Below are 23765 nucleotides of genomic sequence, written 5' to 3' on the forward strand. Positions count from 1 at the left end.
GGGCGCGGTCGCGCGCCCCGCTTCTCCCGATCCACGCTTCGCTTCGGAGATTTCGCCATGCGCCTGCGGGCCGCGCTTCTCGCCCTCGCCGCTCTCGGCCTGTCGCCGGAGCCGGCCGCCGCCGCGCCGGGCGATTCGCAGTTCGTCGGCATCGAGAATCACGACCCGCGGGCGTTCCAGCGCGCCCTGCGCGCCGGCGCCGATTTCGTGAAGGGCGGACGCGGCCGGCGCTTCAGCGTCATCCTGGGCGGACGAGGCGTGATCCTCGCCATTCCCGGCACGTCCTACGTCCAGCGCGACCTGGGAAAGCTGCGCGCGCCGGGCCTGAAGATCATCGCCTGCCGGGAGACGATCGACGCGCTGTCCCGCTCCAACCGCCGCCGGGTGCCGGTGGTCGCGGGCGTCTCGGTGGAGCGTTGCGCCGGTCTGCGCAGCCGGCTCACCACCACCGGCTGGCAGGAAGCGCCGGGGCTCTGAGCTCCGGATCGCCCGTTTAAGAGGGTTTCAGGCGCCCCAGCGGGTCACGACGTCCGACAGCTCCGGCCGCGGACGGTCGGGCAGCGTCTGGGTCGGCGTTCCGATGTGGATGAAGCCGGCGACCTTCTCGCTTTCCCCCACGCCGAGAACTGCAAGCGCTTCCGGCGCGTAAGCCGCCCAGCCGGTCAGCCACTGGGCGCCGAAGCCGAGCGCGTTCGCCGCCACCACCATGTTCATGCAGACGGCGCCGGCGGACAGAACCTGCTCCCATTCGGGAATCTTCACATGGGGGCCGGCGCGGCTGACGACGCCGATCACCAGCGCGGACTGGGAGAACATGCCGGCCTGCTGCGCCAGACGGCCCGGCGAAACCTCCGGGTCCGACGCCTTGAGCGCCGCGGCGAGGCGGGCGTCGAGGGCCGCGCGGGCCTCGCCCTCGATCACGATGAAGCGCCACGGCGCCAGCTTGCCGTGATCCGGAACGCGCGCGCCCAGCGTCAGGATGAGGTCGATCTGCTCCGGCGAAGGCCCCGGCTCCGCGCAGGCGACCGCCGGGGTGGAGCGCCGCGCCGAAAGCAGCGCGATGGTGGGGTTCTGGACGTCGGAGCTCATGGTGTCCTCGATCGGTCGGCCGTGGCGGTCAGGCTCCGCGCCATCGCACGCCCGTCCGCCCCGCGCAACGCCGGCGCACTTGCCAACGGGGCGCGGGGGTGGCATCGCAGCCCTATGGCCCGTTCGATCCCCCGTCCGATTGGCGCCTGCCTCGCCGCCGCGCTCACCCTCGCGGCGCCGGCTTCCGCGCGCGCGCAGGAAGCCGGATCGCGCCCCGAAAAGGGCGGCGCCGAGCGCGAGCGCGGCTTCAGCTATGGCGGCAGCTTCACCGGCCGCATGAACCTGATCGGCCCCGAGGCCACCAAGGCCCCGGACCTGCTGTCGCCCCGGCCGCAGCTGCCCTCCCCCTCGCTTGGCGGGCGCAGCCTGCGGCCCGGCGCGAACGACCCGCTCGGCGGCCTGAACCTGCCGGCGCTCGGCCCGCAGCCGAAACCGGGGACGCCCGCCTCCCCGGCCGCGCCCTCGGGCGTCGCCGCGCTGCCGCCGGCGGCGGCCGCGACCATCGTGAAACAGACGCTTGCCCTGCACGCCGCCTTCGACGCCAAGGGCGGCCGGATCCCCAACGGGCTGAAGTGGCGCGTGTTCACCGACCGGCCGGACGCCAACGGCGAGCACATGCTGGTGGCCGAATCCTCATCCGCCGCGCCCCGTTTCGATCTCGATCCCGGCGGCTACATCGTGCACGCGGTCTACGGGCTGGTGAGCACCGCCCGCTACGTGGTGGTGGGCCCCCGCGCCGGCCGCGAAGAGACCATCGTCATGCCCACCGGCGCGGTGCGGCTGACGGCGCTGGTGGGCGACGTGAAGATCCCCGCAGACCGGATTTCTTTCACGCTCACCCGCGACGAGGGCGGCGTGACCCGCACCGTCACCGACAAGGCGCCGCCCGGCGAGGTGCTGCGGCTGCCCGCGGGCGCCTATCACGTGGTCTCGTCCTATGGCGACGCCAACGCCATCGTCGAGGTGGACCTGGACGTGCCGGCCGGCAAGTTCGTCGAGGCGCAGGTGCACCACAAGGCCGCGCGCATGACGCTGAAGCTGGTGGACGCGCCCGGCGGGCCGGAGCTGTCCGACACCTCCTGGACCATCCTCACGCCGGGCGGCGACGTGATCCGGGAATCCATCGGCCAGTTGCCGCCGATCGTGCTGTCGGAGGGCGAGTACACCGCCATCGTGCGCCGCTACGGCCACATGCAGCAGAAGACCTTCGAGGTGCGCGCCGGCTTCGACGCCACCGTGGAGATCCAGGCCGCGGACGGCTGAAGCTCCTTCGGACATCAGCGCAGCGCGCGAAGCGCGGGCATGGATGATTTTTTCCTGAGCGGGGGCCTGCACGCTCAAACCGTGGACGCCCGAGAACCAAGCTCGGGCAGGACGGCAGGGTGGAGTTCTCAGGCAGCTCCCACGCGCCGCACCCCACGCCCAAACCGGGGCGCGATACGAAAAAAGGCGGGCCGAAGCCCGCCTTTTCCGTGTGAGCGGCGGGACCCGAAGGTCCGCCGGTCAGCGCTTGGAGAACTGGAAGCTCCGACGCGCCTTGGCGCGGCCATACTTCTTGCGCTCGACCACGCGGCTGTCGCGGGTGAGGAAGCCGCCCTTCTTGAGGACGCCGCGCAGCTCGGGCTCGTAATAGGTCAGGGCCTTGGACAGGCCGTGGCGCACCGCGCCCGCCTGGCCCGACAGGCCGCCGCCGGCGACCGTCACGACGATGTCGTACTGGTCCTTGCGGTTGGCGACGCCGAGCGGCTGCTCGAGGATCATGCGCAGCACGGGGCGCGCGAAATACACCTCAAGCGGACGCTTGTTGACGGTGACCTTGCCGGAGCCCGGACGGATCCAGACGCGGGCGACCGCGTCCTTGCGCTTGCCGGTGGCGTAGGCGCGGCCCTGGGCGTCGACCTTCTTGACGTGCTTGGGGGCTTCGGAGGACGCGGTGAGCGCGCCGCCCAGATCGCCGAGGGACTGCAGGTTCTCGGCCATGATCAGGCGCTCCGGCTGTTCTTGCGGTTCAGGGACACGATGTCCAGAGCGACCGGCTGCTGGGCCTCGTGCGGGTGGCTCTCGCCGCCGTAGACGCGGAGGTTGCCGAGCTGCTTGCGGCCGAGCGGGCCGCGCGGGAGCATGCGCTCCACGGCCTTCTCCACGACGCGCTCCGGGAAGCGGCCGTCAAGAATCTGGTGCGCCTTGCGCTCCTTGATGCCGCCCGGATAGCCGGTGTGCCAGTAGTAGGTCTTGTCCTGGCGCTTCTTGCCAGTGAGCACGACCCGGGACGCGTTGATGACGATGACGTTGTCGCCGTCGTCCACGTGCGGGGTGAAGGTGGCCTTGTGCTTGCCGCGAAGGCGCATCGCGATCAGAGAGGCGAGACGGCCCACGACCAGGCCCTTCGCATCGATCACGACCCACTTCTTCTCGACCTCGGCGGGCTTGGCCACATAGGAGCGGGCCAGTTGGGGTCGCATGGGATCAACCTCGATTGGAAACGAAAGCGCGCGAAGACGGGCTCCGCGCGGCGACCGAGGTGATACCGAACCCACGACGGAAAAGCAACCATCCCATGACACAGAATATCTTTGAAAAACAATGGTTTATAAAAATGGTATCAATTTACCTCGCGCAAGACGGCTGAAACTCTAGGCCCGCAGACCTTCATCGGGTGCCCTGCGCCGGAACGGGGCGCATCCCGGCGTACGAAGCCGCCCGTCCGTGGCATTTCCGTCATGGCCGCGCCGCGCGCGAGCGGGCATAGTCCCGAATCGAACGAGGCCGCCGCACACCCGCTTGTGGAAGGCGCGCACGTGTCTGGAGGACGTCATGCTCATCGCCGCTCCGCGCCGCGCGCTTCGCGTCGCCCTGCTCCCCGCCCTTCTCGCCGGCGCCATGGGCCTCGCCGCGCCGGCGGCGGCGCTGGAGCAACAGGCTCCCGCGGCCGAGCAGCCGGCGGCGGACGGCGCGGCCGTCGCCGAGCTGGAGCCGAAGCAGATCCCGCTGACGCCGACGCTGGTGGAGGCGTTCCTCGCCGCCTGGCCGGAGTTCGAGACCCTGCGCGAGAAGCTCGCCGCCGAGGAGCCGGACGCCAAGGCTCAGGACGCCAACCCCAAGGATCAGCCGGAAAGCGACGAGGCCGAGGTCGGCGAGGCCGAGGATCCGGTCGGCGCGCTGGCGGCCTATCTGGACAAGCCCGAGGCCAAGGCCCAGATCGACGCCGTTCTGAAAAAGCACAACTTCGCCGCCTACGCCGACTGGGCCAACACCGCCCAGTCCGTGCTGCTCGCCTTCGGCGCCAGCGACCCGGAGGGCGGCGAGACCGACCTCGGGGCCGAGAAGCGCAAGGTCCAGTCCGAGATCGAGAACGACGCCGCGCTGTCCGACGACGAGAAGCAGGCGGCGCTGAAGGACCTCGACGAGCAGTTCGCGGCGCTCGAAAGCTTCCAGCCGATCCCCGGCAACGTGGATGTGGTGAAGCCCTACATCGAGAAGATCAAGGCGCTGTTCGGCGAGGACGAGCAGACCCCGAACTGACGGCCGAAGCGCGGGCGGCCAAGCCGTCCGGTCCGGCTTTGGGCCGGGACCGGGCGAAAGGCGTTCCGAGCCTCCGGCCGCAAGCCTCCGCGTGCGACGGGCCGCGGGCCTCTCAAACGCTTCCGGCACCGGCGTCGGAAGACGTCGTCCTCACAGCCGGTCGCGCAGGGCGAAGTAGCTCATGGCGGCCACCAGGATCGGCTTGCGCAGCCAGGTTCCGCCGGGGAAGGCCGGCACGGGCAGCCTGGCCAGCAGGTCGAAGCCCTCCAGCCGTCCGGCGACCGCGTCGGCGAGGATCTTGCCGAACATCGGCCCGAGCAGGACGCCCTGCCCCGAATAGCCGGCGGCGGTCAGCACGCCGGGCGCCACCTCGCGCACGAAGGGCAGGCGCGTGGGCGTGACGCCCAGAACCCCGCCCCAGGCGTGGTCCAGCGCCACGCCTTCAAGCTGCGGGAACACCTTCAGAAGATGCCCCCGCACGATCGGCGCGATGCGCTTCGGCAGGGTGGTGGAGTAGGTTTCGCCGCCGCCGAACAGCAGCCGGCCGTCCGGAGTCGGGCGGAAATAATACACCACGAAGCGGCTGTCGGAGACCGCGGCCCGGCTGGTCAGGACCTCGCTCAGCCGCTCGCCCAGCGGGGCGGTGGCGGCGATGTGGTTGGCGATCGGCATCACATGCGACTCGACCGCCGGCTCCACCCCCTCCAGCAGCCCGTCGGCGCAGACCAGCACCGTGTCCGCCTCCACCTCCGCGCCTTGGCCGTCCTGCAGCCGGTGCGGCCGGCCGTGGATGAGACGGCGCACCCGGAACCCCTCAAAGATGCGGGCGCCGGCGGCCTCGGCCGCGTCCGCCAGCCCCTGGACCAGCGCCAGCGGGTCGAGATGGCCGCCGTCGTGGTCGATGGCGCCGCCGTGATAGGCGTCGCTCTTCACCAGCTCGCGGATGCGCTCCCGGTCGAGCGCCTCCACATGCGGGTAGTCGTAAGCCTCCCGGAGCTTGGCGGCGTAGGCGTGGGCGTGGGCCACGAAGCCCGGCTTGTGGTCGGCGTGGATCAGCCCCTGCTCGTACCGGCAGTGGATATGGTGGCGGGCGATCAGCCCGCGCAGCAGCCCCTTGGCGTCCTCCGCGAGCCGCCACAGCCGTCGGGCGTCGGCGAGGCCCATCAGCCGTTCCAGTTCATCCTGGTCGAGCCGCTGGCCCGGATGGAGCTGGCCGCCGTTGCGGCCCGAGGCGCCCCAGCCCACCCGCGCCTGCTCCAGCACCACGACGGAGACGCCGCGCTCCGCCAGATGCAGCGCAGCCGAGAGCCCGGTGAAGCCCGCGCCGATGATCGCCACGTCGGCGCGCGCGAATCCCTTCAGCCGCGGCCGGGGCGGCGGCGCGGGGTTGACGGCCTCGTAATAGGAGCCGGCGGCGGGGAACTCCGTCACGGCGCCGGCCTCACACGTTCAGCAGCAGGTACTCCCGCTCCCACGGGCTGATGACGCGCATGAAGGTTTCGAACTCCGCCCGCTTGATCGCGCCGTAGGTGTTGATGAAGGAGCGACCGAACACGTCCGACAGCGGCGTGCAGTCCTCGAACGCGGCCACCGCCTCCAGCAGGCCGCGGGGCAGGTCGTAGTCGAGCCCGTGGGCCGAGCCCTCGATCGGCTCGGACGGGGCGAGCCCCTCCACCATGCCGAGATAGCCGCAGGCGAGCGAGGCGGCGATGGCGAGATAGGGGTTGGCGTCGGAGGACGGCACCCGGTTCTCCACCCGGCGCGCGGCCGGGCTCGACGGCGGCACCCGGATGCCGGTGGTGCGGTTGTCGTAGCCCCACTGCACGTTGATGGGAGCCGACGACTGGCGCGTCAGCCGACGGTAGGAGTTCACGTAAGGCGCCATCACGCACATCACCGCCGGCAGGTACTTCTGGGTGCCGGCGAGGAAGGAGAAGAACTCGGCCGAGGGCTTGCCCTGCTCGTCGGAGAAGATGTTGCGGCCGGTCTCGGCGTCGGTGACCGACTGGTGAATGTGCATGGCCGAGCCGGGCTCGTTGGCGATCGGCTTCGCCATGAAGGTGGCGTAGATGTCGTGCTTCAGCGCGGCTTCGCGGATGGTGCGCTTGAACATGAAGACCTGGTCGGCCAGCGCGAGCGGATGCCCGTGCCGGAGGTTGATCTCCATCTGCGCCGCGCCCTCCTCGTGGATCAGGGTGTCGATCTCGAGCCCCTGCGCCTCGGAGAAGTCGTAGATGTCCTCGAACAGCTCGTCGAACTCGTTCACCGCCGAGATCGAGTAGGACTGCCGCCCTGTCTCCGGCCGGCCCGAGCGGCCGATCGGCGGCTCCAGCGGGTAGTCCGGATCGGTGTTGGGCTTGACGAGGTAGAACTCGATCTCCGGCGCGATCACCGGGGTCCAGCCCTTGTGGCTGTAGAGGTCGACCACGCGCTTCAGCAACTGGCGCGGCGCCACCTCCACCGGGCGGCCGTCGCGATGGAAGGCGTCGTGAATGATCTGGCCGGTGGGGTCCGAAGCCCAGGGCACCACCGAAAGCGTGGAGAAGTCCGGCTCCAGCACCACGTCGCTGTCCGCCGGGTCGCCGCCGCCGATGGCGTCGTCGTCCGCGTAGCCGCCGGCGATGGTCTGGTGGAAAATCGAGGACGGCATGTTCATGGTGGGCGAGGCGAAGAATTTCGCCGCCGGCATGATCTTGCCGCGCGCGACGCCGGCCTGGTCCGGCACCACGCATTCCAGCTCTTCGATGCCGCGTTCGAGCACCCAGGCGCGCGCCTCCTCCAGCGTCGCCGCGCCGCGTCGGTCGGCGATCGCCTCCTTGAGGCTGTTGCGCTTCTTCTTGCTCATCGAACACCATTTTGTCGGTAAGGCGCGCGCCGCAGGACATCCCGCGCCGCCGCCGACCCAAGCCGGCTAAACGAATGGCGCGACGGGGGGCGTCGCGCCTGAGGCCCGCCCGGATCAGGTCGGTTAAGGCGGAGGAAGCGGGCCCGCATCCGGCCGCCGAGGCCGCCGGGCGCCGGTTTGCGGCGCAAGATCAGCGTGCCCGAGGCCGCGGTTCAAATCAATCCGCTGCGGCGCCGCATCGAAACGCGGCATGGCGCGCGATCAGGCAGAAACGGTTGTGCGCCGCCACGGGCGCGGCTAGCCTTCCTGAAGCCGGCCCGGAACACGGCGGGCGGGCCTTGCGACAGGAGAGGCGACGCAATGACGTCGAAACGTTTCGCGCTCACGCTGGCGGCGGTGGGCTTGGCGTTGGGGCTCGGCGGCGAGGCCTTCGCCCAGAGCAAGGAGGTCCGGGTCTACAACTGGTCGGACTACATCGACGAGCAGATTCTCAAGGACTTCGAGGCCGAGACCGGCATCAAGGTCGTCTACGACGTGTTCGATTCCAACGAGATCGTCGAGACCAAGCTTCTCACCGGAAAGACCGGCTACGACGTGGTGGTGCCGACCGCCACCTTCCTGTCGCGCCAGATCAAGGCCGGCGTGTTCCAGAAGCTCGACAAGTCGAAGCTGCCCAACCTCACCAACATCTGGCCGGAGATCTACGAGCGCATCGCCAGGTACGACCCGGACAACGCCTATTCCATCAACTACATGTGGGGCACCACCGGCATCGGCTACAATGTCGACAAGGTGAAGAAGGCGCTGCCCGACGCGCCGCTGGACAGCTGGAAGCTGGTCTACGACCCTGAGAACCTGAAGAAGCTGAAAAGCTGCGGCGTGATGCTGCTGGACAGCCCGGAGGATCTGCTCCCGTCGGTGATGAACTATCTCGGCCTGAAGCCGGACCTCACCAACGTCAAGGACGTGGAGAAGGCGGCCGAGCACCTCGGCAAGCTGAAGCCCTACATCACCAAGTTCCACTCGTCCGAATACATCAACGCGCTGGCGAACGGGAACATCTGCGTCACCGTCGGCTATTCGGGCGACATCTTCCAGGCCAAGACCCGCGCCGAAGAGGCCGGCAAGGGCGTGAACGTGGGCTACGTCATCCCGAACGAGGGCGCGCAGCTCTGGTTCGACCAGATGGCGATCCCGGCCGACGCGCCCAACGTCGAGAACGCGCACATCTTCCTGAACTACATCCTGAAGCCCGAGGTCGCGGCCAAGGCCTCGAACTACGTGTCCTACGCCAACGGCAACCTCAAGTCGCAGGAGTTCCTGGACGAGGCGATCAAGACCAATCCGGCGATCTACCCCACGCCGGAAGTGCTGGGCCGGCTCTACACCGTGTCCTCGATCGAGGACTCCAAGGTGCAGCGCGCGCTGACCCGCGCCTGGACCCGGGCCAAGAGCGGGCGCTGACGCGCGAGACGCTCCCGGAGGCGTGAAGACGTCGCCGGGATGCGGACATCGCAAGGCCCGGCCGCCCCTGCGGCGGCCGGGCGCCGTTCGAGACGCATGCCGGCGCGGCCGTCCCCACAGGGGCCATGCGCCGCGCCGCCCTGCCCCGACTCGTCCGACGCCCCTCTCTCCTTCCGAGACCCACCATGGCGCTGAAGCCCGCCCAGAAAGCCCTCGGCCCGATCCGGCGCTCGTTCGCGCCCTGGCTCGATCCGTCCGCCGTGCCGCTGATCCGGTTCGAGAACGTGACCAAGCGCTTCGGCGACTTCGTCGCGGTGGACGACATCTCGCTCGACATCCACCAGCGGGAGTTCTTCGCGCTGCTTGGCCCCTCCGGCTGCGGCAAGACCACGCTGATGCGCATGCTCGCCGGCTTCGAGGAGCCGACATCGGGCCGCGTCACGCTCGGCGGCAAAGATCTCGCCGGCATGCCGCCCTACCGGCGGCCGGTGAACATGATGTTCCAGTCCTACGCGCTGTTCCCGCACATGAGCGTGGAGCAGAACGTGGCCTTCGGCCTGAAGCAGGACGGGCTGCCGAAGACCGAGATCGCGGAGCGGGTCACGGAGATGCTGAAGCTGGTGAAGCTGGAGAGCTTCGCCTCCCGCAAGCCGCACCAGCTCTCCGGCGGCCAGCGCCAGCGCGTGGCGCTGGCCCGCGCGGTCGCCAAGCGGCCCAAGGTGCTTCTGCTGGACGAGCCGCTGGGCGCGCTCGACAAGAAGCTGCGCGAGGAGACCCAGTTCGAGCTCATGGACCTGCAGATGGAGCTCGGCCTCACCTTCCTGATCGTCACCCACGACCAGGAGGAGGCCATGACGGTGGCCGACCGCATCGCCGTGATGAACCACGGCAAGCTGGTGCAGGTGGCGACCCCCGGCGACATCTACGAGCAGCCGAACTCCCGCTACGTGGCGGACTTCATCGGCGACATCAACATCCTGGAGGCGAAGGTCGCGGGCGCCGGGCCGGCCGGCCTGTCGCTGGCGGTGAAGGACCCCGCGGCGCCCATCACGGTGGCGGCGCCGGAGGCCCGCCCCGCCGATGGGGCGGAGGTGGCGTTCGCGATCCGGCCGGAGAAAATGCGGATCGCCATCGAGCCGCCGCCGGCGGACGCCGTCAACGTGCTCAAGGGCGAGGTGTGGGACATCGCCTATTTCGGCGACTGGACCAAGTTCCTGGTCAAGCTCGAAGGCTCGGACACCATCATGCGGGTCAGCCGCGCCAACGCCACCCGCACCGAGAGCGCGCCCATCGCCTGGGACGACAAGGTGCACGTGTGGTTCGCGCCGGACGCCGGCGTGCTGCTGACGGCCTGAGGGGGGGCGCGACCATGGCCGACCCCAAGGCGCCCGGCGCCAACCCCCTCGGCCGCTGGGCGGTCATCGGCACGCCCTATCTCTGGCTGCTGGTGTTCTTCCTGGCGCCGTTCTTCATCGTCCTGAAGATCTCGCTGTCCGACACCACCATCGCCCAGCCGCCCTACGAGCCGCTGCTCGATCTCAGCCTCGGCTGGCAGGGCGTGGTCGACTGGTGGAGCGGGCTCGATTTCGAGAACTACTGGCTGCTGACCGAGGACGAGCTCTACTGGTTCTCCTATGTGTCGAGCCTGCGCATCGCCGCCATCTCCACCGTGCTGATGCTGCTGATCGGCTACCCCATGGCCTACGCCATGGCGAAGGCCCCCAAGGGCATCCGGCCCGCGCTGGTGATGGCGGTGATCCTGCCGTTCTGGACCTCGCTGCTGATCCGGGTCTACGCCTGGATCGGCATCCTGAGCCCCGAGGGCCTGCTCAACGCCTTCCTGCTGAAGATCGGCCTGATCTCCGAGCCGCTCTACATCATGAACACCGAGACGGCGGTCTTCATCGGCATCGTCTATTCGTACCTGCCCTTCATGGTGCTGCCGCTCTACGCCAGCCTCGAGAAGCTCGACCACACCCTGCTGGAGGCGGCCTCCGATCTGGGCTCGCCGCCGTGGAAGTCGTTCTGGCAGATCACCGTGCCGCTCTCGCTGCCGGGCGTGGTGGCGGGCTGCTTCCTGGTGTTCATCCCGGCGGTGGGCGAGTTCGTGATCCCGGACCTGCTCGGCGGCTCCGAGACGCTGATGATCGGCAAGACGCTCTACAACGAGTTCTTCTCCAACCGCGACTGGCCGGTCTCCTCCGCCATCGCCGTGCTGCTGCTGCTGGTTCTGGTGGTGCCGATCGCGCTCTACCAGAACGTCCAGTCCCGGGAAGTGGAGGCCAAGAAATGAGCGCCGCCCCGTCCTCGCCCCAACCGGAGCCGCGCCCATGACCAAGGGTCTTTCGACGGTCAACGTGGCGGCGCTGACGCTCGGCTTCGCGTTCCTTTATCTGCCGATCGTCATCCTCGTGCTCTACTCCTTCAACGACAGCCAGCTGGTCACGGTGTGGGGCGGCTTCTCCACCCGCTGGTACGTGTCGCTGCTGCACAACGAGCAGTTGCTGGAGGCCGCCTGGGTCACGGTGCGGCTCGGCCTGCTGTCGGCCACCGTGGCAACGGTGCTCGGCACGCTGGCGGCGGTGACGCTGACGCGCATGGGCCGCTTCCGCGGCCGCACGCTGTTCTCCGGCATGGTCTATGCGCCGCTGGTGATGCCCGAGGTGATCACGGGCCTGTCCATGCTGCTGCTGTTCGTGGCGATCGGGCTCGACCGCGGCTTCCTCACCGTCACCATCGCCCACGTCACCTTTTCCATGTGCTTCGTGGCGGTGGTGGTGCAGTCGCGGCTGGTGAGCTTCGACCGCAGCCTGGAGGAGGCGGCGATGGACCTGGGCTGCCCGCCGTTCCGCACCTTCTTCGTGGTGACGCTGCCCATCATCCTGCCGGCGGTGGTGTCGGGCTGGATGCTGGCCTTCACGCTCTCCATCGACGATCTGGTGATCTCGCAGTTCACCACCGGCCCCGGCGCCACCACGCTGCCGATGCGGATCTACTCGTCGGTGCGGCTCGGGGTGAAGCCCGAGATCAACGCGGTGTGCTCGATCCTGATCGGGCTCGTCACCATCGGCGTGATCGCGGCCTCCATCGCCACCAAGCGGGCGGAGAACGAGCGGCTGAAGGCGGAGCGCGCGGCGGCGGCTGGCCGCTGAGGGCGGGCTTTACGGCGCGGGGGCCGGGCGCAAGCCGCCCGCGTCCGAGCGGCGGTCGGCGCCGAGCGGGTCGAGGCGCAGCTTCGGGTCGTCGATCCGGCCGCGCACCCGGGCCGGTATGGTCGCGCCCTCGGTGACGGCGAGGGCGCCGGTCAGGTTCAGCCGGCCGGAGGGCAGATCGGCCTCGCCGGAAAGCCGCAGTTCGGCGGACGGGCCGCCGAGCCGCAGGTCGCCGGTGCGGGCGACGCCGCCCGACACCGTGGCGGAGCCTTCCGCCGTGCGCACCTCGATCTTGCCGCCGAGGCCCAGCAGCGCCAGCGCCCGCGCGCGCAGGCCGCCCACGGCGCCGCCCTGCAGGCTGGCGGAGCCGCGGCCGGAGAGCGAGCGGAGAATGGCGCCCGGCGTGGCGCCCTGCCCTTCCGCCGCGAATTCGCCGGAGAGTTCGCCCGAGAGCCGCTCCTGGCCGGCGGCGTCCCGGAGCAGCGGTCCAAGCTCCACCCCCGCGCCCCGGAGCGACAGACGCAGCCGGGCGGCGGCGCCATAGGGCTCCAGCGCCAGCCGGCCGCCCACGACGCCGCCATAGACCGAGGCCTCGCCCACCACCATGTCCAGCGCGCCGTGGGCGACGCTGACGGTTGCGGCCGTGGGCCCGAGCGTGATCGCGGCCGCCCTCAGGCGGCGGGCCGACAATCGCAGGTCGAGATTGAGGGCGGCGAGCGTGCGGACGTCGATCCCCCGGCGGCGCCAGTCGCCGCTGGGGGAGTCCGACACGGCGCCGAGATAGGGCGTCAGGTCGATGGCCTCGGCGTCGAGGGTGGCCTCCACGTCCGGGCGGCCGTCGGGCGTTCTGCCGAAGCGGGCGGCGCCGTCGAACTGCGCGCCGTCGAGCGCCAGCTCAGCGCCGTCGAGCGCAAGCCCGGCGCGATCGATGAGTCCCCGGCCCGACAGCGTGACGTCCGCGAGCGGGGCGCTCACCGCCGGCAGCGGCGCGCCGAGCCAGGCCGCCACCTCCTTCAGCGACCGGGCGCGCAGGCCCAGCTCTCCCTCGAGCCGGCGTCCGCCTTCGGTCCGCACGGCGTGACCTTCGAAGGCGATTCGCAGCCCGTCGCCGTCCAGCTTGAGCCGCAGGTCGCTGCGCGCGCCGCGGGCGGCGGCGAACACGTCGTCCACGGTCATCGCGCCCTCGACCGTGCGGTCGCGGAAGCGCGCGACACCGGTGGCCGCAAGCTGCCCACCGCGGGTGAGGGCGAAGCCGGCGTCGATGGCGCTGACTTGGCCCTTCCCCCAGCGCACCTCGCCGTCCACGACCCGCACGGAGGGCGGCGTTCCCCGCTGCGCGTCCGACAGCGCGCGGGCGAGCCGCTCCAGATCGACCGCTTCGGCCTGGATCACGGGGGACAGCAGCGTGACGTCGGTGACGGAGGCGCGCCCTGTGACCAGCGACATAAACGCCGGCTTCACCACCAGCGCCTTCAGCCGAGCCACGGGGGCGCCCTCGGCGGTCGCGACGCGCACGTCGTCGAAGCGCAGGCGCGGGGTCGGCCACAGGGTCAGCCGCGCGTCCTTCGCCTCCAGCGCGAGGCCCGAGCCGGCGCGCAGCGCGGTCAGCAGTGTGGCGTCGAGGCCCGCCGACGACGCGCGCACGGCGAGCGCCGCGCCCGCGACACCCAACGCCACCGCCGCCCCGGCGAGGCCGAGAACGATGCGGCGCATCCGGTCCGGGTCTCCCATCCCGGCGCAGGCCGGGCGATCAAGGCGCGCCGCTTATAGCGCGGCTCGCGCGCCGGTTCCAAACGGCGCCGCCCAAGGTCGGCTTTTCGCAACCGCGAAGGCGGCCCTATGATGTGCCACGTTGCGCACAGCCGTCCGACCCGCTCCCCGGAGACCGCCGATGACCCACGCCGCCGACGCGCCGCTGTGGACGCCCTCGCCCGAACGCAAGGCCGCGAGCGCGCTGGCCCGCTTCGCGGCGCTCGCCGGCGAGCGCGCCGGCCGGGACCTGTCCGACTTCCGCGCGTTGCACGCCTGGTCGATCGAGGATCGCGAGGGCTTCTGGGATCTGGTGTGGGACTTCGGCGGCGTCATCGGACACAAGGGCGAGAGGCTGCTCGAGAACGGCGACGCCATGCCCGGCGCGGCGTTCTTCCCCGACGCCCGGCTGAACGTCGCCGAGAACCTGCTGCGCGGTTCGGGCCCGGGCGACGCCATCGTGTTCCGAGGCGAGGACAAGGCCGAGGCGCGCTGGAGCTGGGACACGCTCCGCGCCCAGGTGTCGTTGCTGCAGCAGGCGCTGAAGGCGGCCGGCGTCGGTCCCGGCGACCGGGTGGCCGCCATGGTCCCCAACCGGCCGGAGACGGTGGCCTTCATGCTTGCGACCGCCTCGCTCGGCGCGGTCTGGTCGTCCTGCTCGCCGGATTTCGGCGAGCGCGGCGTGCTGGACCGCTTCGGCCAGATCGAGCCCAAGGCGTTCGTCACCGTGGACGGCTACTGGTACGCCGGCAAGCGCATCGAGATCGCCGCCAAGCTGAAGCCGATCGTGGACGCGCTGCCGACCGTCGAGACCGTGGTGGTGTTCCCCTATCTCGGGAACGCGGAGGAGGTGGCGGCGTCCCTGCGCGCCGGCGTGACGCTGGAGGCCTTCACCGGGCGCTTCGCCGCCACCGAGCCCACTTTCGAGCGGCTGCCCTTCGCCCATCCGCTCTATGTGCTGTTTTCCTCCGGCACCACCGGCGTGCCGAAATGCATCGTGCATTCCGCCGGCGGCGTGCTGCTGCAGCATCTGAAGGAGCACCGGCTCCATTCCGACATCGGCCCCGGCGACCGGGTGTTCTACTTCACCACCTGCGGCTGGATGATGTGGAACTGGCTGGTTTCGGGACTGGCGGCGGAGGCGACGCTGCTGCTGTTCGACGGCTCGCCGTTCCATCCCACCCCGGCGGTTCTGTTCGACTACGCCGATCAGGAGGCCATGACCTTCTTCGGCACGTCGGCGAAGTGGATCGACGGGGTGAAGAAGCAGGGCCTCATTCCCCGCGACACCCACAGCCTCGCCACCGTGCGGACCATCGCCTCCACGGGCTCGCCACTGGCGGATTCGAGCTTCGACTGGATCTACGAGGCGGTGAAGAGCGACGTGCAGCTCGCCTCCATCTCCGGCGGCACCGACATCGTGTCCTGTTTCGTGCTGGGCAATCCGCTGGAGCCGGTGTGGCGCGGCGAGATCCAGGGGCCGGGGCTCGGGCTCGCCATCGCGGTGCTCGACGACGACGGCGCGCCCATGGCGTCCGGCAAGGGCGAGCTCGCCTGCGTGAAGGCGTTTCCCGCCATGCCGATCGGCTTCTGGAACGACCCGGACGGCGCCAAGTACCGCGCGGCCTATTTCGAGCGCTTCGACAACGTCTGGGTCCATGGCGACTTCGCCGAATGGACGGAGCATGGCGGCCTGATCATCCACGGCCGCTCCGACGCCACGCTCAACCCCGGCGGCGTGCGCATCGGCACCGCGGAGATCTACGCCCAGGTCGAGAAGATGGAGGAGATCGTCGAAGCGCTCGCCATCGGGCAGGACTTCGACGGCGACGTGCGGGTGGTGCTGTTCGTGCGGCTGGCGCCGGGCGCGGAGCTGTCCGACGACCTCGCGAAGCGCATGAAGACCCGAATCCGCGAGGGCGCCTCGCCGCGCCATGTGCCGGCGAAGATCGTGGCCGTGGCCGACATCCCGCGCACCAAGTCCGGCAAGATCGTGGAGCTCGCGGTGCGCGAGGTGGTGCACGGCCGCCCGGTGAAGAACAAGGAGGCGCTCGCCAACCCGGACGCGCTCGATCTGTTCGCCGACCTCGCCGCGCTGAAGGACTGACCGCCGGCGGGCGTGACGGCGGCCGTCATGCCCTCACCCGGAGCAAGTCAAAGCCGCAGCCGCCAAGGCTTGTTCTCCCAAGCCCCGCCGTCGCTCGGACGATGGCCGGCGCGCGTCCGTTCGCTGAGGCGGAGCGCACATCAGGCGGCGTCCGGCGCGCCGTCATGCCCTCCCCAGAGAACGCGGCCATGCCGGTTCCGCCCGACGCGCAACGCCTCGCCCGAGCCGGCCCATCCCTCCCGGGAGGCGCGTCCATCTGATCTTCGCCCCACGACGCTCCCCTCCCCTTGCGCGCCCTGCGCTCTCCATTTATTAAACCAAACGTTCGGTTTAATAAATGGAGGCTGTTTCCATGCGCGTCAACGCCTATGAACACGTGGGCATCCGCGTCAGCGACCGCGCCCGGTCCGTGGCGTTCTACGAGCGGCTCGGCTTCCGGGAGGAGATCGACCTGCCGGCCCACCACGCCAACGAGATGGCGACGGCGGACGGTGTCCGCATCAATCTCATCCTCAACGGCGTCGCCCGCGACGGCGCGTCGAACCTGCTGCAGGACGAGCCGGTGAAGTGGCCGGGCCTGACCCATGTGGCCTTCGTGGTGGACGACCTCGGCGCGCTCGAGGCCCTGCTCGCCCGCGAGGACATCGCCATCACCGAAGGGCCCGTCACGCTGGCCGGACGGCGACGCACCCTGTTCATCCGCGATCCGGACGGGACGGTGCTGGAGTTCAACCAGCTGCTCGACGCCGCCTGAACGCAAGAGGACCCAACCCATGAAGCTCCATGACCTGGACCTGTCCGGCAACTGCTACAAGGCGCGGCTGTTCTGCGCGCTGATCGGCGTCGATCTCGAGATCGTCCCGGTGGATTTCCTCGGCGGCGCCCACAAGCGCCCCGACTTCCTGACGCTGAACCCGTTCGGCGAGATTCCGGTGCTGGAGGACGGTGATCTCGTCCTTCGGGACAGTCAGGCGATCCTGGTCTACCTCGCGCGCAAACACGATCGGGACGACTGGCTGCCCGCCGACGCCGAGGGGCTCGCGCGCGTCACGCAATGGCTCTCCACCGCCGCCAACGACGTGGCCCGCGGGCCGAACGACGCCCGGCTGCGCGAGAAGTTCGGCTACGATCTCGACGCGGAGCGCGCCCGCGCCAAGGCCGCCGGCGTGCTGGCGATCCTCAACGACCGGCTGGAGGCGCGCGCATGGCTGGAGCTCGGCCGCCCGACGCTTGCGGACGTGGCGTGCTACCCTTACGTGGCGCTGGCGGAGGAAGGCGGCGTGTCTCTCACGCCCTACCCGGCGGTGCTGCGATGGATGGACAGGATCCGGGCTCTTCCCGGCTACGTGGGGATGCCGGGCCAGCGCGCGGGCGCGTGAGGCGCGGCCGGCCCCCCGCCCCGCCCGAGCGCAAGGCGGACATGGTCACCGCGCTGCGCGACGTGTTCCGGGCCAAGGGCTGGGACGGCGCCAGCCTGTCCGACCTGTCGCGAGCCACCGGGCTCAGCCGCGCCGCGCTCTATCACCACTTCCCCAACGGCAAGGCCGATATGGCCGCGGCGGCGCTCGACGACGTGGAGCGCCGCCTCGGGGCGGAGTTGTTCGCGCCTCTGGCGGGCGAAGGCGCGCCCGAGGCGCGCTTCGCCCGCTGGCTGGACGGAATTGCGGCCTATTATCGAAACGGCGATCTCGGCTGCCTTCTGGGCGCGCTGTCGCTGGGACAGGACGAGCACAAGCTCAGGCCGCGCGTTGAGGACGGGTTCACGCGCTGGATCGAGGCGTTGGCCCGGCTGGCGGACGAGCGCGGCGCGGCGCCGGCCGACGCCCGCGCTTCGGCCGTGGCCGTGGTGGCGCTCATTCAGGGCGCGCTCACCCTGGCGCGCGCCACGTCAAGCAGCGCCCCGTTCGAAACCGCGCTGCGCGCCGCGCCGCACATTCTGTTCGGGAACCGCAGCGCCTGAGCGCGGCGGAGCCGTGAGGCGATCAGGCCGCCTTCTGCGGCGCCGGCAGCGCGGCGCGGGCCACGGCCACGTCGCGACGGGCGCGGTCGTTCTCGTTTTCAAGCCGGGTGACCTCGACGCGGCGGGTCTTGGCCTCCTTACGCCATTTGCCCTGCCGCAGCCAGGCGGCGACGCCGCCCACCAGCACGCCGAGCATGACCGAGAGCAGGATCACCACGAACAGCGGGACGTCAAAGGCCAGCGCCGGCGCCTCCGCCGAGAACGGATCGAAGCTCACCGACACCGTCCCGCGGTTCGCCACCGCGAACAGCACCAGCACCAGCGCGAGCGGAAGGCCGATCAGGCCCGTCAACAGCCGCCGGAAGCTCATGCCGAGGCCTCTTCCGCCGCCGCCGGATTGTCCTTGTTCAGCCTGAGACGCATCTCTTTTCCCGTCTTGAAGAAGGGCGCCGCCTTGCCCTCCACCGAAACATGTTCGCCCGTGCGCGGGTTCCGCCCGACGCGCGCCGGGCGCGTCTTGACGGAGAAGGCGCCGAAGCCGCGCAGCTCCACCCGGTCGCCGCGGGACAGCGCCCCCACGATCTCGTCGAGGATGGCGTTGACGATGTTCTCCACGTCCCTCTGGTAGAGATGCGGATTGGCGGCGGCGATGCGCGCGACCAGCTCGGACTTGATCATAAGGCGCTCCCGCAGGGCTTGAAGCCCCTAAGTCACGGTAAAATTTGATTATTATCGGGCGGCAGCTTGCCAGACGGCCAACAGCCCGTCAAGGACGAGCCCGTCCCCGCCCGACCCGCCGCGCAGCGCGGCCCCGATGGCCGGGGCGCCGAGACCGTCCGCCACGCCGGCGGCCGCCGAGCGCGCCAGCCCGAGCGCGCCGAGACCGGAGCCTTCCGGCTTCCACTCCCGCACCGGAAGCGTATCGTCCACGCCCTTGGTGGCGAGCCAGGCGATGGCCTCGTCCTCGCCGCCGAGCTGGTCCACCAGCTTGACCTCGATCGCCTGCCGGCCGGTGAACACCCGCCCGTCGGTGACGGAGGCGAGCTGCGCGCCGGTGAGCTTGCGCCGCTCGGACACCAGATCCTTGAACCAGGCGTAGCTGTCGAGAATCAGCGTTTCCAGCGCCTTGCGCGCCTCGGGGCTGGTGGGCTCGACGCCGCTTGGCGCGGCCTTCAGCGGCGATGACTTCACCGATTCCACCGCCACGCCCAGCTTGTCGAGAAGGCCGGTGAAGTTGGGATACTGCGCCAGCACGCCGATGGAGCCGGTGATGGAGTTCTGACGCGCCACGATGTGGTCGGCCGCGATCGCCGCGATGTAGCCGCCGGAGGCCGCCACGGTCTGCACCACCGCCACCACGGGGCGCTTCTCGGCGATCTTGCGCACGGCCACGTAGATGTCCTCGGACGCGGTGACGCCGCCGCCGGGGCTGTTGATCACCAGAAGCACGCCCTTCGCGTCGCTTTTATCGAGGTTCTTGAGCAGCTTGGCGCGCTTCTCGTCGTCCATGATGACGCCGGAGAGCTCGACCCTGGCGATGTGTGCGCCGCGCGGCCCCGGCTTGGTCGCGCCGCGGCTGGCGAAGGCGCCGGCCGCCAGCGCCACGCCCACCAGCGCGATGGCGGCCACCCGCCAGAAGGCCACGCGCCGCCGCAGCGCGCGTCGCTCGAGTATCGCTTCGGCGTTGAGGGCCATGGGCGTTCTTCCGGATGCGGATCAGCGGACCCCGTCCCTAACACGACGAAGGCCCGCGCGGAACTCCCGCGCGGGCCTTCGAAATCGCGAAGTCCGCGGCCGGGCGGAGACCGCCGGCCGCGGAGGTTGAGGACCTCAGTCCTCGGAGCCTTCCGAACGCTTCTTGAGCGCGGCGCCCAGGATGTCGCCGAGAGAGGCGCCCGAGTCGGACGAGCCGTACTGCGCGACGGCCTCCTTCTCTTCCGCGATCTCCAGAGCCTTGATGGACACGGAGACCTTGTGCGCCTTCTTGTCGAACTGGGTGATGCGGGCGTCGAACTTCTCGCCGACCGAGAACCGCTCGGGGCGCTGGTCGTTGCGCTCGCGGGCGAGATCGGCGCGGCGGATGAAGGCGGTCAGGTCGGTGTCCTGAATGCGGACCTCGAGACCGCCTTCCTTCACCTCGATCACCTCGCAGGTGACGACGGCGTTCTTGCGAAGCTCGCCGGTCTCCACGAACGGATCGCCGCCGAGCTGCTTCACGCCGAGCGAGATGCGCTCCTTCTCCACGTCCACGTCGAGGACCTGGGCGCGGACGATGTCGCCCTTCTTGAACTCCTCGATCACCTGCTCGCCCGGACGGTTCCAGTCGAGGTCGGACAGGTGGACCATGCCGTCCACATCGCCGTCGAGGCCCAGGAACAGGCCGAACTCGGTCTTGTTCTTGACCTCGCCCTCGACCTCGGAGCCGACCGGATACTTCTCGATGAAGGCTTCCCACGGGTTCTGCATGGTCTGCTTCAGGCCGAGCGAGATGCGGCGCTTCACCGGATCGACCTCGAGCACCATCACCTCGACCTCCTGGGAGGTGGCGACGATCTTGCCCGGGTGGACGTTCTTCTTGGTCCACGACATCTCGGAGACGTGGATCAGGCCCTCGATGCCCGGCTCCAGCTCCACGAAGGCGCCGTAGTCGGTGATGTTGGTCACGCGGCCGGTGAACTTCACGCCCGCCGGATACTTGGCCTCGATGCCCTGCCACGGATCGGCCAGCAGCTGCTTCATGCCGAGCGAGATGCGGTGGGTCTCGTGGTTGATCTTGATGATCTTCACCTTCACCTGCTGCCCGATCTGGAGCAGCTCGGTCGGGTGGTTCACGCGGCGCCACGCGATGTCGGTGACGTGCAGCAGGCCGTCGATGCCGCCGAGGTCCACGAACGCGCCGTAGTCGGTGATGTTCTTGACGACGCCCTCGATGACCTGGCCCTCTTCGAGGTTCTGGACCAGCTCCTGGCGCATTTCGGCGCGGGACTCTTCAAGCACGGTGCGGCGCGACACGACGATGTTGCCGCGGCGGCGATCCATCTTGAGGATCTGGAACGGCTGCGGCGTGCCCATGAGCGGGCCCACGTCGCGCACCGGGCGGATGTCCACCTGGCTGCGCGGCAGGAAGGCGGTCGCGCCCTCCAGGTCGACGGTGAAGCCGCCCTTGACCTGGTTGAAGATGACGCCCTCGACCTTCTGGTTGTCGTTGAAGGCCTGCTCGAGCTTGACCCAGCTCTCCTCGCGGCGCGCCTTGTCGCGCGACAGCACGGCCTCGCCCAGAGCGTTCTCGACGCGCTCCAGATAGACCTCGACCACGTCGCCGACCTTCAGCGGGTTGTCGCGGCCGTGGCCGGTGAATTCCTTGACGGCGACGCGACCCTCGGTCTTCAGGCCGACGTCGATGACGGCCATGTCCTTCTCGATCGCGGTGACGGTGCCCTTGACGACGGAGCCTTCGGCGACGTCGGCGGTCGCGAACGACTCTTCGAGCAGCGCGGCGAAATCGTCGCGCGAGGGGGCGGCGGCAGTGGCGTTCATGAAATCTCCTGCCCGATCTTCGGGCGTTCTAAGCGCCGGCGTTGGTGTTGGTCGAGAAGCGTTGCGCGACGGCGGGTCGGTTGCGCGCCGTCCGGCCTTCAGTGAGGCGCGAACGGCGGGCCGGCGCCTGGACGCCGCGACCGCGGAAGCTTCATCCGTCCGATATGGCTCTCGCTCATGGAGACCGCGGCGGCCGCGCTGCGCGCAAGCCAATGCCGACAGGCCCCGGCGGCGACAAGCCTTCGCCCGGAGTGCGCGGTGGGTAGCAGATCAAGGCCTTGGGCGCAATCGTCGCCGCGGTCAAACCGTCTTGAGCGCGCGGGCCTCCACGATGGCGGTCGCAGCGGCGAAGGCGGCGTCCGCGTCGAGCTCGGTGGTGTCGAGCAGCGCGGCGTCGGCGGCCGGCTTCAGCGGCGCGGCGGTGCGGTTCATGTCGCGCTCGTCCCGGGCGCGGATGTCGGCGAGAATCGCCGCCTCGTCCACGGCCTCGCCCCGGCCTGCGAGCTCGCGGGTGCGGCGGCGGGCGCGCTCTTCCGGCGAAGCGGTGACGAAGATCTTCACCTCGGCCTGCGGGCAGATGACCGTGCCGATGTCCCGGCCGTCGATCACGGCGCCGGGCGGCGTCGCCGCGAACTGGCGCTGGAAGTCCAGCAGCGCGGCCCGCACCGGCGGATAGGCCGAGACCACCGAGGCCCCCGCCCCCGCCGCCTCGCTGCGCAGCGCCGGATCGCCGAGCGCCGCCGCGTCGAGCCCGCGGGCTGCGGCCTCCGCCTCGTCGGCGCTCTCAAGCGCCACGCCGCGGGCGATCAGAGACCACGCCACCGCCCGGTACAGCAGACCGGAATCCAGATGCGGCAGGCCATAGGCCGCCGCGATCCGCCGCGCCAGAGTGCCCTTGCCCGACGCCGCCGGTCCATCGATCGCGATGATCACGCCTTGGTCTCCATCTCGGCGCCGAGGCCGGTCATCAGGGGCAGGAAGGTGGGGAAGCTGGTCGCGATCATGGTGGCGTCGTCCACCGTCACCGGCGCGTCGGCGCCGAGCCCCATGACGAGGAAGCTCATGGCGATGCGGTGGTCGAGATGGGTGCGCACCGGCGCGCCGCCGCCCGCAACCCCGCCACGTCCCTCTACAATCAGGTCGTCGCCTTCGACCCGGGCCGCGACGCCGTTGGCGACGAGGCCCGCATGCACCGCGGCGAGACGGTCGCTCTCCTTCACCGTCAGCTCGTGCAGGCCCCGCATCTGGGTTTCACCCTCGGCGAAGGCGGCCGCGACCGCGAGAACCGGATATTCGTCGATCATGGTGGGCGCGCGCTCCGGCGGCACGTCCACGCCCTTCAGCGGCCCGGCGCGGACCACAAGATCGGCGACTTCTTCGCCGCCTTCCTCGCGCAGGTTCTCGGTCGCGATGTCCGCGCCCATCTCCTTCAGCGTCAGCATGAGGCCGGTGCGCAGCGGGTTGGTCATCACGCCCTCCAGCGTCACCTCCGAGCCCGGCGCGATCAGCGCCGCCACCAGCGGGAAGGCCGCAGAGGACGGATCGGCCGGCACGCGCACCACGGCCGGCCGCAGCTCCGGCTGGCCGACGAGCCGGATCAGACGGCCGTGCTCGCCGTGGGGCTCCACCGTCACTTCGGCGCCGAAGGCGCGCAGCATGCGTTCGGTGTGGTCGCGGGTGGCCTCACGCTCGATCACCGTGGTGACGCCCGGCGCGTTGAGGCCCGCGAGCAAAACCGCCGACTTCACCTGCGCCGAGGGCATCGGCGTCTCATAGGTGATCGGCAGCGCCGTCTCCGGGCCCTTGAGCGTCAGCGGCAGCTTGCCGCCCTCCGCGCAGGCGGTCACCTCCGCTCCGATCAGCGCCAGCGGATCGAGAATGCGGCGCATGGGGCGGGAGCGCAGCGAGGCGTCGCCGTCGAAGGTCGCCGTGATCGGGTGCCCGCCCACCACGCCCATCATCAGCCGCGAGCCGGTGCCGGCGTTGCCGAAATCGAGCGGCGCGTCGGGGCTGCGCAGCCCGCCGACTCCGACGCCGCGCACCCGCCAGCGGCCCTCGCCGAGGCGCTCCACCTCCGCGCCCAGCGCCGCGCAGGCGCGCGCGGTGGCGAGCACGTCCTCGCCCTCAAGCAGGCCTTCGATTCGGGTCTCGCCCACCGCCAGCAGGCCGAAGATCAGCGCCCGGTGGGACATGGACTTGTCGCCCGGCGCCCGCAGGCGGCCCTTCAGCGGGCCGGAGCGGCGGGCGACGGCGACAACAGGTTCGGAAACCGAGGACACGGACGCGACAGGCTCCCCCAAGACGGTGCGAAACGACGGTACGGCGCGGCCGGGAGAGCGC

General features: G+C 70.4%; 23 protein-coding genes. 11 read left to right on the plus strand and 12 right to left on the minus strand.

Features of this window, described 5'->3' with window-relative positions; translation table 11 throughout:
• The first annotated feature begins 57 nt into the window (after window positions 1-57).
• On the plus strand, window positions 58-477 hold the full coding sequence (locus tag PKE85_RS04810; RefSeq protein ID WP_271203639.1) for a hypothetical protein: 420 nt from the start codon (window positions 58-60) through the stop codon (window positions 475-477).
• A 27-nt stretch (window positions 478-504) separates the two neighbouring features.
• Here the strand turns inward: PKE85_RS04810 and PKE85_RS04815 are convergent, their stop codons facing one another.
• Window positions 505-1089: a nitroreductase family protein gene (locus PKE85_RS04815; protein ID WP_271203640.1), complete on the minus strand. Its 585-nt coding sequence runs from the start codon at window positions 1087-1089 to the stop codon at window positions 505-507.
• Window positions 1090-1203: 114 nt separating this feature from the next.
• On the opposite strand from PKE85_RS04815, the gene PKE85_RS04820 reads away from it, so the two are divergent.
• Window positions 1204-2352 carry a hypothetical protein gene (locus PKE85_RS04820; protein WP_271203641.1) on the plus strand — a complete coding sequence of 383 codons (1149 nt, stop codon included), beginning with the start codon at window positions 1204-1206 and terminating at the stop codon, window positions 2350-2352.
• Window positions 2353-2592: 240 nt separating this feature from the next.
• On the opposite strand, the gene rpsI is transcribed toward PKE85_RS04820, so the two are convergent.
• Entirely contained in the window at window positions 2593-3069 is a 477-nt protein-coding gene (gene rpsI / locus PKE85_RS04825) for a 30S ribosomal protein S9 (protein ID WP_271203642.1), read from the minus strand.
• A 2-nt stretch (window positions 3070-3071) separates the two neighbouring features.
• Window positions 3072-3551 carry a 50S ribosomal protein L13 gene (rplM, locus tag PKE85_RS04830; protein WP_271203643.1) on the minus strand — a complete coding sequence of 160 codons (480 nt, stop codon included), beginning with the start codon at window positions 3549-3551 and terminating at the stop codon, window positions 3072-3074.
• A gap of 352 nt (window positions 3552-3903) precedes the next feature.
• Here rplM and PKE85_RS04835 point away from each other — a divergent pair, with 352 nt between their 5' ends.
• Complete coding sequence (locus PKE85_RS04835) at window positions 3904-4611, plus strand: hypothetical protein (protein ID WP_271203644.1); 708 nt, start codon at window positions 3904-3906, stop codon at window positions 4609-4611.
• Window positions 4612-4761: 150 nt separating this feature from the next.
• Here PKE85_RS04835 and PKE85_RS04840 read toward each other — a convergent pair whose 3' ends face one another.
• Window positions 4762-6042, minus strand: a complete 1281-nt coding sequence (locus PKE85_RS04840) for an NAD(P)/FAD-dependent oxidoreductase (protein ID WP_271203645.1) — start codon at window positions 6040-6042, stop codon at window positions 4762-4764.
• 10 nt (window positions 6043-6052) lie between these two features.
• A complete protein-coding gene (locus PKE85_RS04845; protein ID WP_271203646.1) occupies window positions 6053-7456 on the minus strand; it encodes a glutamine synthetase family protein in 1404 nt (467 codons plus the stop codon).
• A gap of 360 nt (window positions 7457-7816) precedes the next feature.
• On the opposite strand from PKE85_RS04845, the gene PKE85_RS04850 reads away from it, so the two are divergent.
• From PKE85_RS04850 to PKE85_RS04865, 4 genes are all read left to right on the plus strand, one after another.
• Window positions 7817-8920, plus strand: a complete 1104-nt coding sequence (locus tag PKE85_RS04850; RefSeq protein ID WP_271203647.1) for a polyamine ABC transporter substrate-binding protein — start codon at window positions 7817-7819, stop codon at window positions 8918-8920.
• Between the two features lie 185 nt (window positions 8921-9105).
• Entirely contained in the window at window positions 9106-10275 is a 1170-nt protein-coding gene (locus PKE85_RS04855; RefSeq protein ID WP_271203648.1) for an ABC transporter ATP-binding protein, read from the plus strand.
• A gap of 14 nt (window positions 10276-10289) precedes the next feature.
• Window positions 10290-11213, plus strand: a complete 924-nt coding sequence (locus PKE85_RS04860; RefSeq protein WP_271203649.1) for an ABC transporter permease — start codon at window positions 10290-10292, stop codon at window positions 11211-11213.
• A gap of 37 nt (window positions 11214-11250) precedes the next feature.
• Window positions 11251-12072 carry an ABC transporter permease gene (locus tag PKE85_RS04865; RefSeq protein WP_271203650.1) on the plus strand — a complete coding sequence of 274 codons (822 nt, stop codon included), beginning with the start codon at window positions 11251-11253 and terminating at the stop codon, window positions 12070-12072.
• Window positions 12073-12081: 9 nt separating this feature from the next.
• On the opposite strand, the gene PKE85_RS04870 is transcribed toward PKE85_RS04865, so the two are convergent.
• Complete coding sequence (locus tag PKE85_RS04870) at window positions 12082-13785, minus strand: AsmA family protein (protein WP_271203651.1); 1704 nt, start codon at window positions 13783-13785, stop codon at window positions 12082-12084.
• A 178-nt stretch (window positions 13786-13963) separates the two neighbouring features.
• On the opposite strand from PKE85_RS04870, the gene PKE85_RS04875 reads away from it, so the two are divergent.
• From PKE85_RS04875 to PKE85_RS04890, 4 genes are all read left to right on the plus strand, one after another.
• Complete coding sequence (locus PKE85_RS04875; protein WP_271203652.1) at window positions 13964-15928, plus strand: acetoacetate--CoA ligase; 1965 nt, start codon at window positions 13964-13966, stop codon at window positions 15926-15928.
• A gap of 352 nt (window positions 15929-16280) precedes the next feature.
• Complete coding sequence (locus PKE85_RS04880; RefSeq protein ID WP_271203653.1) at window positions 16281-16682, plus strand: VOC family protein; 402 nt, start codon at window positions 16281-16283, stop codon at window positions 16680-16682.
• 19 nt (window positions 16683-16701) lie between these two features.
• A complete protein-coding gene (locus PKE85_RS04885) occupies window positions 16702-17307 on the plus strand; it encodes a glutathione S-transferase family protein (protein WP_271203654.1) in 606 nt (201 codons plus the stop codon).
• A gap of 41 nt (window positions 17308-17348) precedes the next feature.
• Complete coding sequence (locus tag PKE85_RS04890; RefSeq protein WP_271203655.1) at window positions 17349-17888, plus strand: TetR/AcrR family transcriptional regulator; 540 nt, start codon at window positions 17349-17351, stop codon at window positions 17886-17888.
• Between the two features lie 22 nt (window positions 17889-17910).
• Here PKE85_RS04890 and PKE85_RS04895 read toward each other — a convergent pair whose 3' ends face one another.
• The 6 genes from PKE85_RS04895 to aroA all read right to left on the minus strand — a co-directional run bounded on the left by PKE85_RS04895 (window position 17911) and on the right by aroA (window position 23704).
• Window positions 17911-18258 (minus strand): LapA family protein, encoded by a 348-nt coding sequence (locus tag PKE85_RS04895; protein ID WP_271203656.1) that lies wholly within the window; start codon window positions 18256-18258, stop codon window positions 17911-17913.
• Entirely contained in the window at window positions 18255-18566 is a 312-nt protein-coding gene (locus PKE85_RS04900; protein ID WP_271203657.1) for an integration host factor subunit beta, read from the minus strand. Before PKE85_RS04900 ends, PKE85_RS04895 begins: the two co-directional genes overlap by 4 nt.
• A 51-nt stretch (window positions 18567-18617) precedes the next feature.
• A complete protein-coding gene (gene sppA / locus PKE85_RS04905) occupies window positions 18618-19583 on the minus strand; it encodes a signal peptide peptidase SppA (RefSeq protein WP_271203658.1) in 966 nt (321 codons plus the stop codon).
• 135 nt (window positions 19584-19718) lie between these two features.
• Window positions 19719-21425, minus strand: coding sequence for a 30S ribosomal protein S1 (gene rpsA, locus PKE85_RS04910; protein WP_271203659.1), 1707 nt, complete (start codon window positions 21423-21425; stop codon window positions 19719-19721).
• Window positions 21426-21725: 300 nt separating this feature from the next.
• Window positions 21726-22358 carry a (d)CMP kinase gene (gene cmk, locus PKE85_RS04915; RefSeq protein WP_271203660.1) on the minus strand — a complete coding sequence of 211 codons (633 nt, stop codon included), beginning with the start codon at window positions 22356-22358 and terminating at the stop codon, window positions 21726-21728.
• Window positions 22355-23704 carry a 3-phosphoshikimate 1-carboxyvinyltransferase gene (aroA, locus tag PKE85_RS04920; RefSeq protein ID WP_428981314.1) on the minus strand — a complete coding sequence of 450 codons (1350 nt, stop codon included), beginning with the start codon at window positions 23702-23704 and terminating at the stop codon, window positions 22355-22357. The genes cmk and aroA overlap by 4 nt, the downstream gene beginning before the upstream one ends.
• Window positions 23705-23765 lie beyond the last annotated feature (61 nt).

This window comes from Methylopila jiangsuensis, from assembly GCF_027922305.1.
GTDB classification, from domain to species: domain Bacteria; phylum Pseudomonadota; class Alphaproteobacteria; order Rhizobiales; family Methylopilaceae; genus Methylopila; species Methylopila jiangsuensis.

Bases quoted from the DNA above. Each gene is read 5' to 3' on its own strand.
- rpsA (WP_271203659.1), bottom strand. From the start codon at position 21,425: ATGAACGCCACTGCCGCCGCCCCCTCGCGCGACGATTTCGCCGCGCTG.
- PKE85_RS04810 (WP_271203639.1), top strand. From the start codon at position 58: ATGCGCCTGCGGGCCGCGCTTCTCGCCCTCGCCGCTCTCGGCCTGTCG.
- PKE85_RS04820 (WP_271203641.1), top strand. From the start codon at position 1,204: ATGGCCCGTTCGATCCCCCGTCCGATTGGCGCCTGCCTCGCCGCCGCG.
- PKE85_RS04890 (WP_271203655.1), top strand. From the start codon at position 17,349: ATGGTCACCGCGCTGCGCGACGTGTTCCGGGCCAAGGGCTGGGACGGC.
- rpsI (WP_271203642.1), bottom strand. From the start codon at position 3,069: ATGGCCGAGAACCTGCAGTCCCTCGGCGATCTGGGCGGCGCGCTCACC.
- PKE85_RS04900 (WP_271203657.1), bottom strand. From the start codon at position 18,566: ATGATCAAGTCCGAGCTGGTCGCGCGCATCGCCGCCGCCAATCCGCAT.
- PKE85_RS04855 (WP_271203648.1), top strand. From the start codon at position 9,106: ATGGCGCTGAAGCCCGCCCAGAAAGCCCTCGGCCCGATCCGGCGCTCG.
- PKE85_RS04835 (WP_271203644.1), top strand. From the start codon at position 3,904: ATGCTCATCGCCGCTCCGCGCCGCGCGCTTCGCGTCGCCCTGCTCCCC.
- PKE85_RS04865 (WP_271203650.1), top strand. From the start codon at position 11,251: ATGACCAAGGGTCTTTCGACGGTCAACGTGGCGGCGCTGACGCTCGGC.
- PKE85_RS04845 (WP_271203646.1), bottom strand. From the start codon at position 7,456: ATGAGCAAGAAGAAGCGCAACAGCCTCAAGGAGGCGATCGCCGACCGA.
- PKE85_RS04850 (WP_271203647.1), top strand. From the start codon at position 7,817: ATGACGTCGAAACGTTTCGCGCTCACGCTGGCGGCGGTGGGCTTGGCG.
- PKE85_RS04895 (WP_271203656.1), bottom strand. From the start codon at position 18,258: ATGAGCTTCCGGCGGCTGTTGACGGGCCTGATCGGCCTTCCGCTCGCG.
- sppA (WP_271203658.1), bottom strand. From the start codon at position 19,583: ATGGCCCTCAACGCCGAAGCGATACTCGAGCGACGCGCGCTGCGGCGG.
- PKE85_RS04875 (WP_271203652.1), top strand. From the start codon at position 13,964: ATGACCCACGCCGCCGACGCGCCGCTGTGGACGCCCTCGCCCGAACGC.
- PKE85_RS04815 (WP_271203640.1), bottom strand. From the start codon at position 1,089: ATGAGCTCCGACGTCCAGAACCCCACCATCGCGCTGCTTTCGGCGCGG.
- PKE85_RS04885 (WP_271203654.1), top strand. From the start codon at position 16,702: ATGAAGCTCCATGACCTGGACCTGTCCGGCAACTGCTACAAGGCGCGG.
- PKE85_RS04860 (WP_271203649.1), top strand. From the start codon at position 10,290: ATGGCCGACCCCAAGGCGCCCGGCGCCAACCCCCTCGGCCGCTGGGCG.
- rplM (WP_271203643.1), bottom strand. From the start codon at position 3,551: ATGCGACCCCAACTGGCCCGCTCCTATGTGGCCAAGCCCGCCGAGGTC.
- PKE85_RS04870 (WP_271203651.1), bottom strand. From the start codon at position 13,785: ATGCGCCGCATCGTTCTCGGCCTCGCCGGGGCGGCGGTGGCGTTGGGT.
- PKE85_RS04880 (WP_271203653.1), top strand. From the start codon at position 16,281: ATGCGCGTCAACGCCTATGAACACGTGGGCATCCGCGTCAGCGACCGC.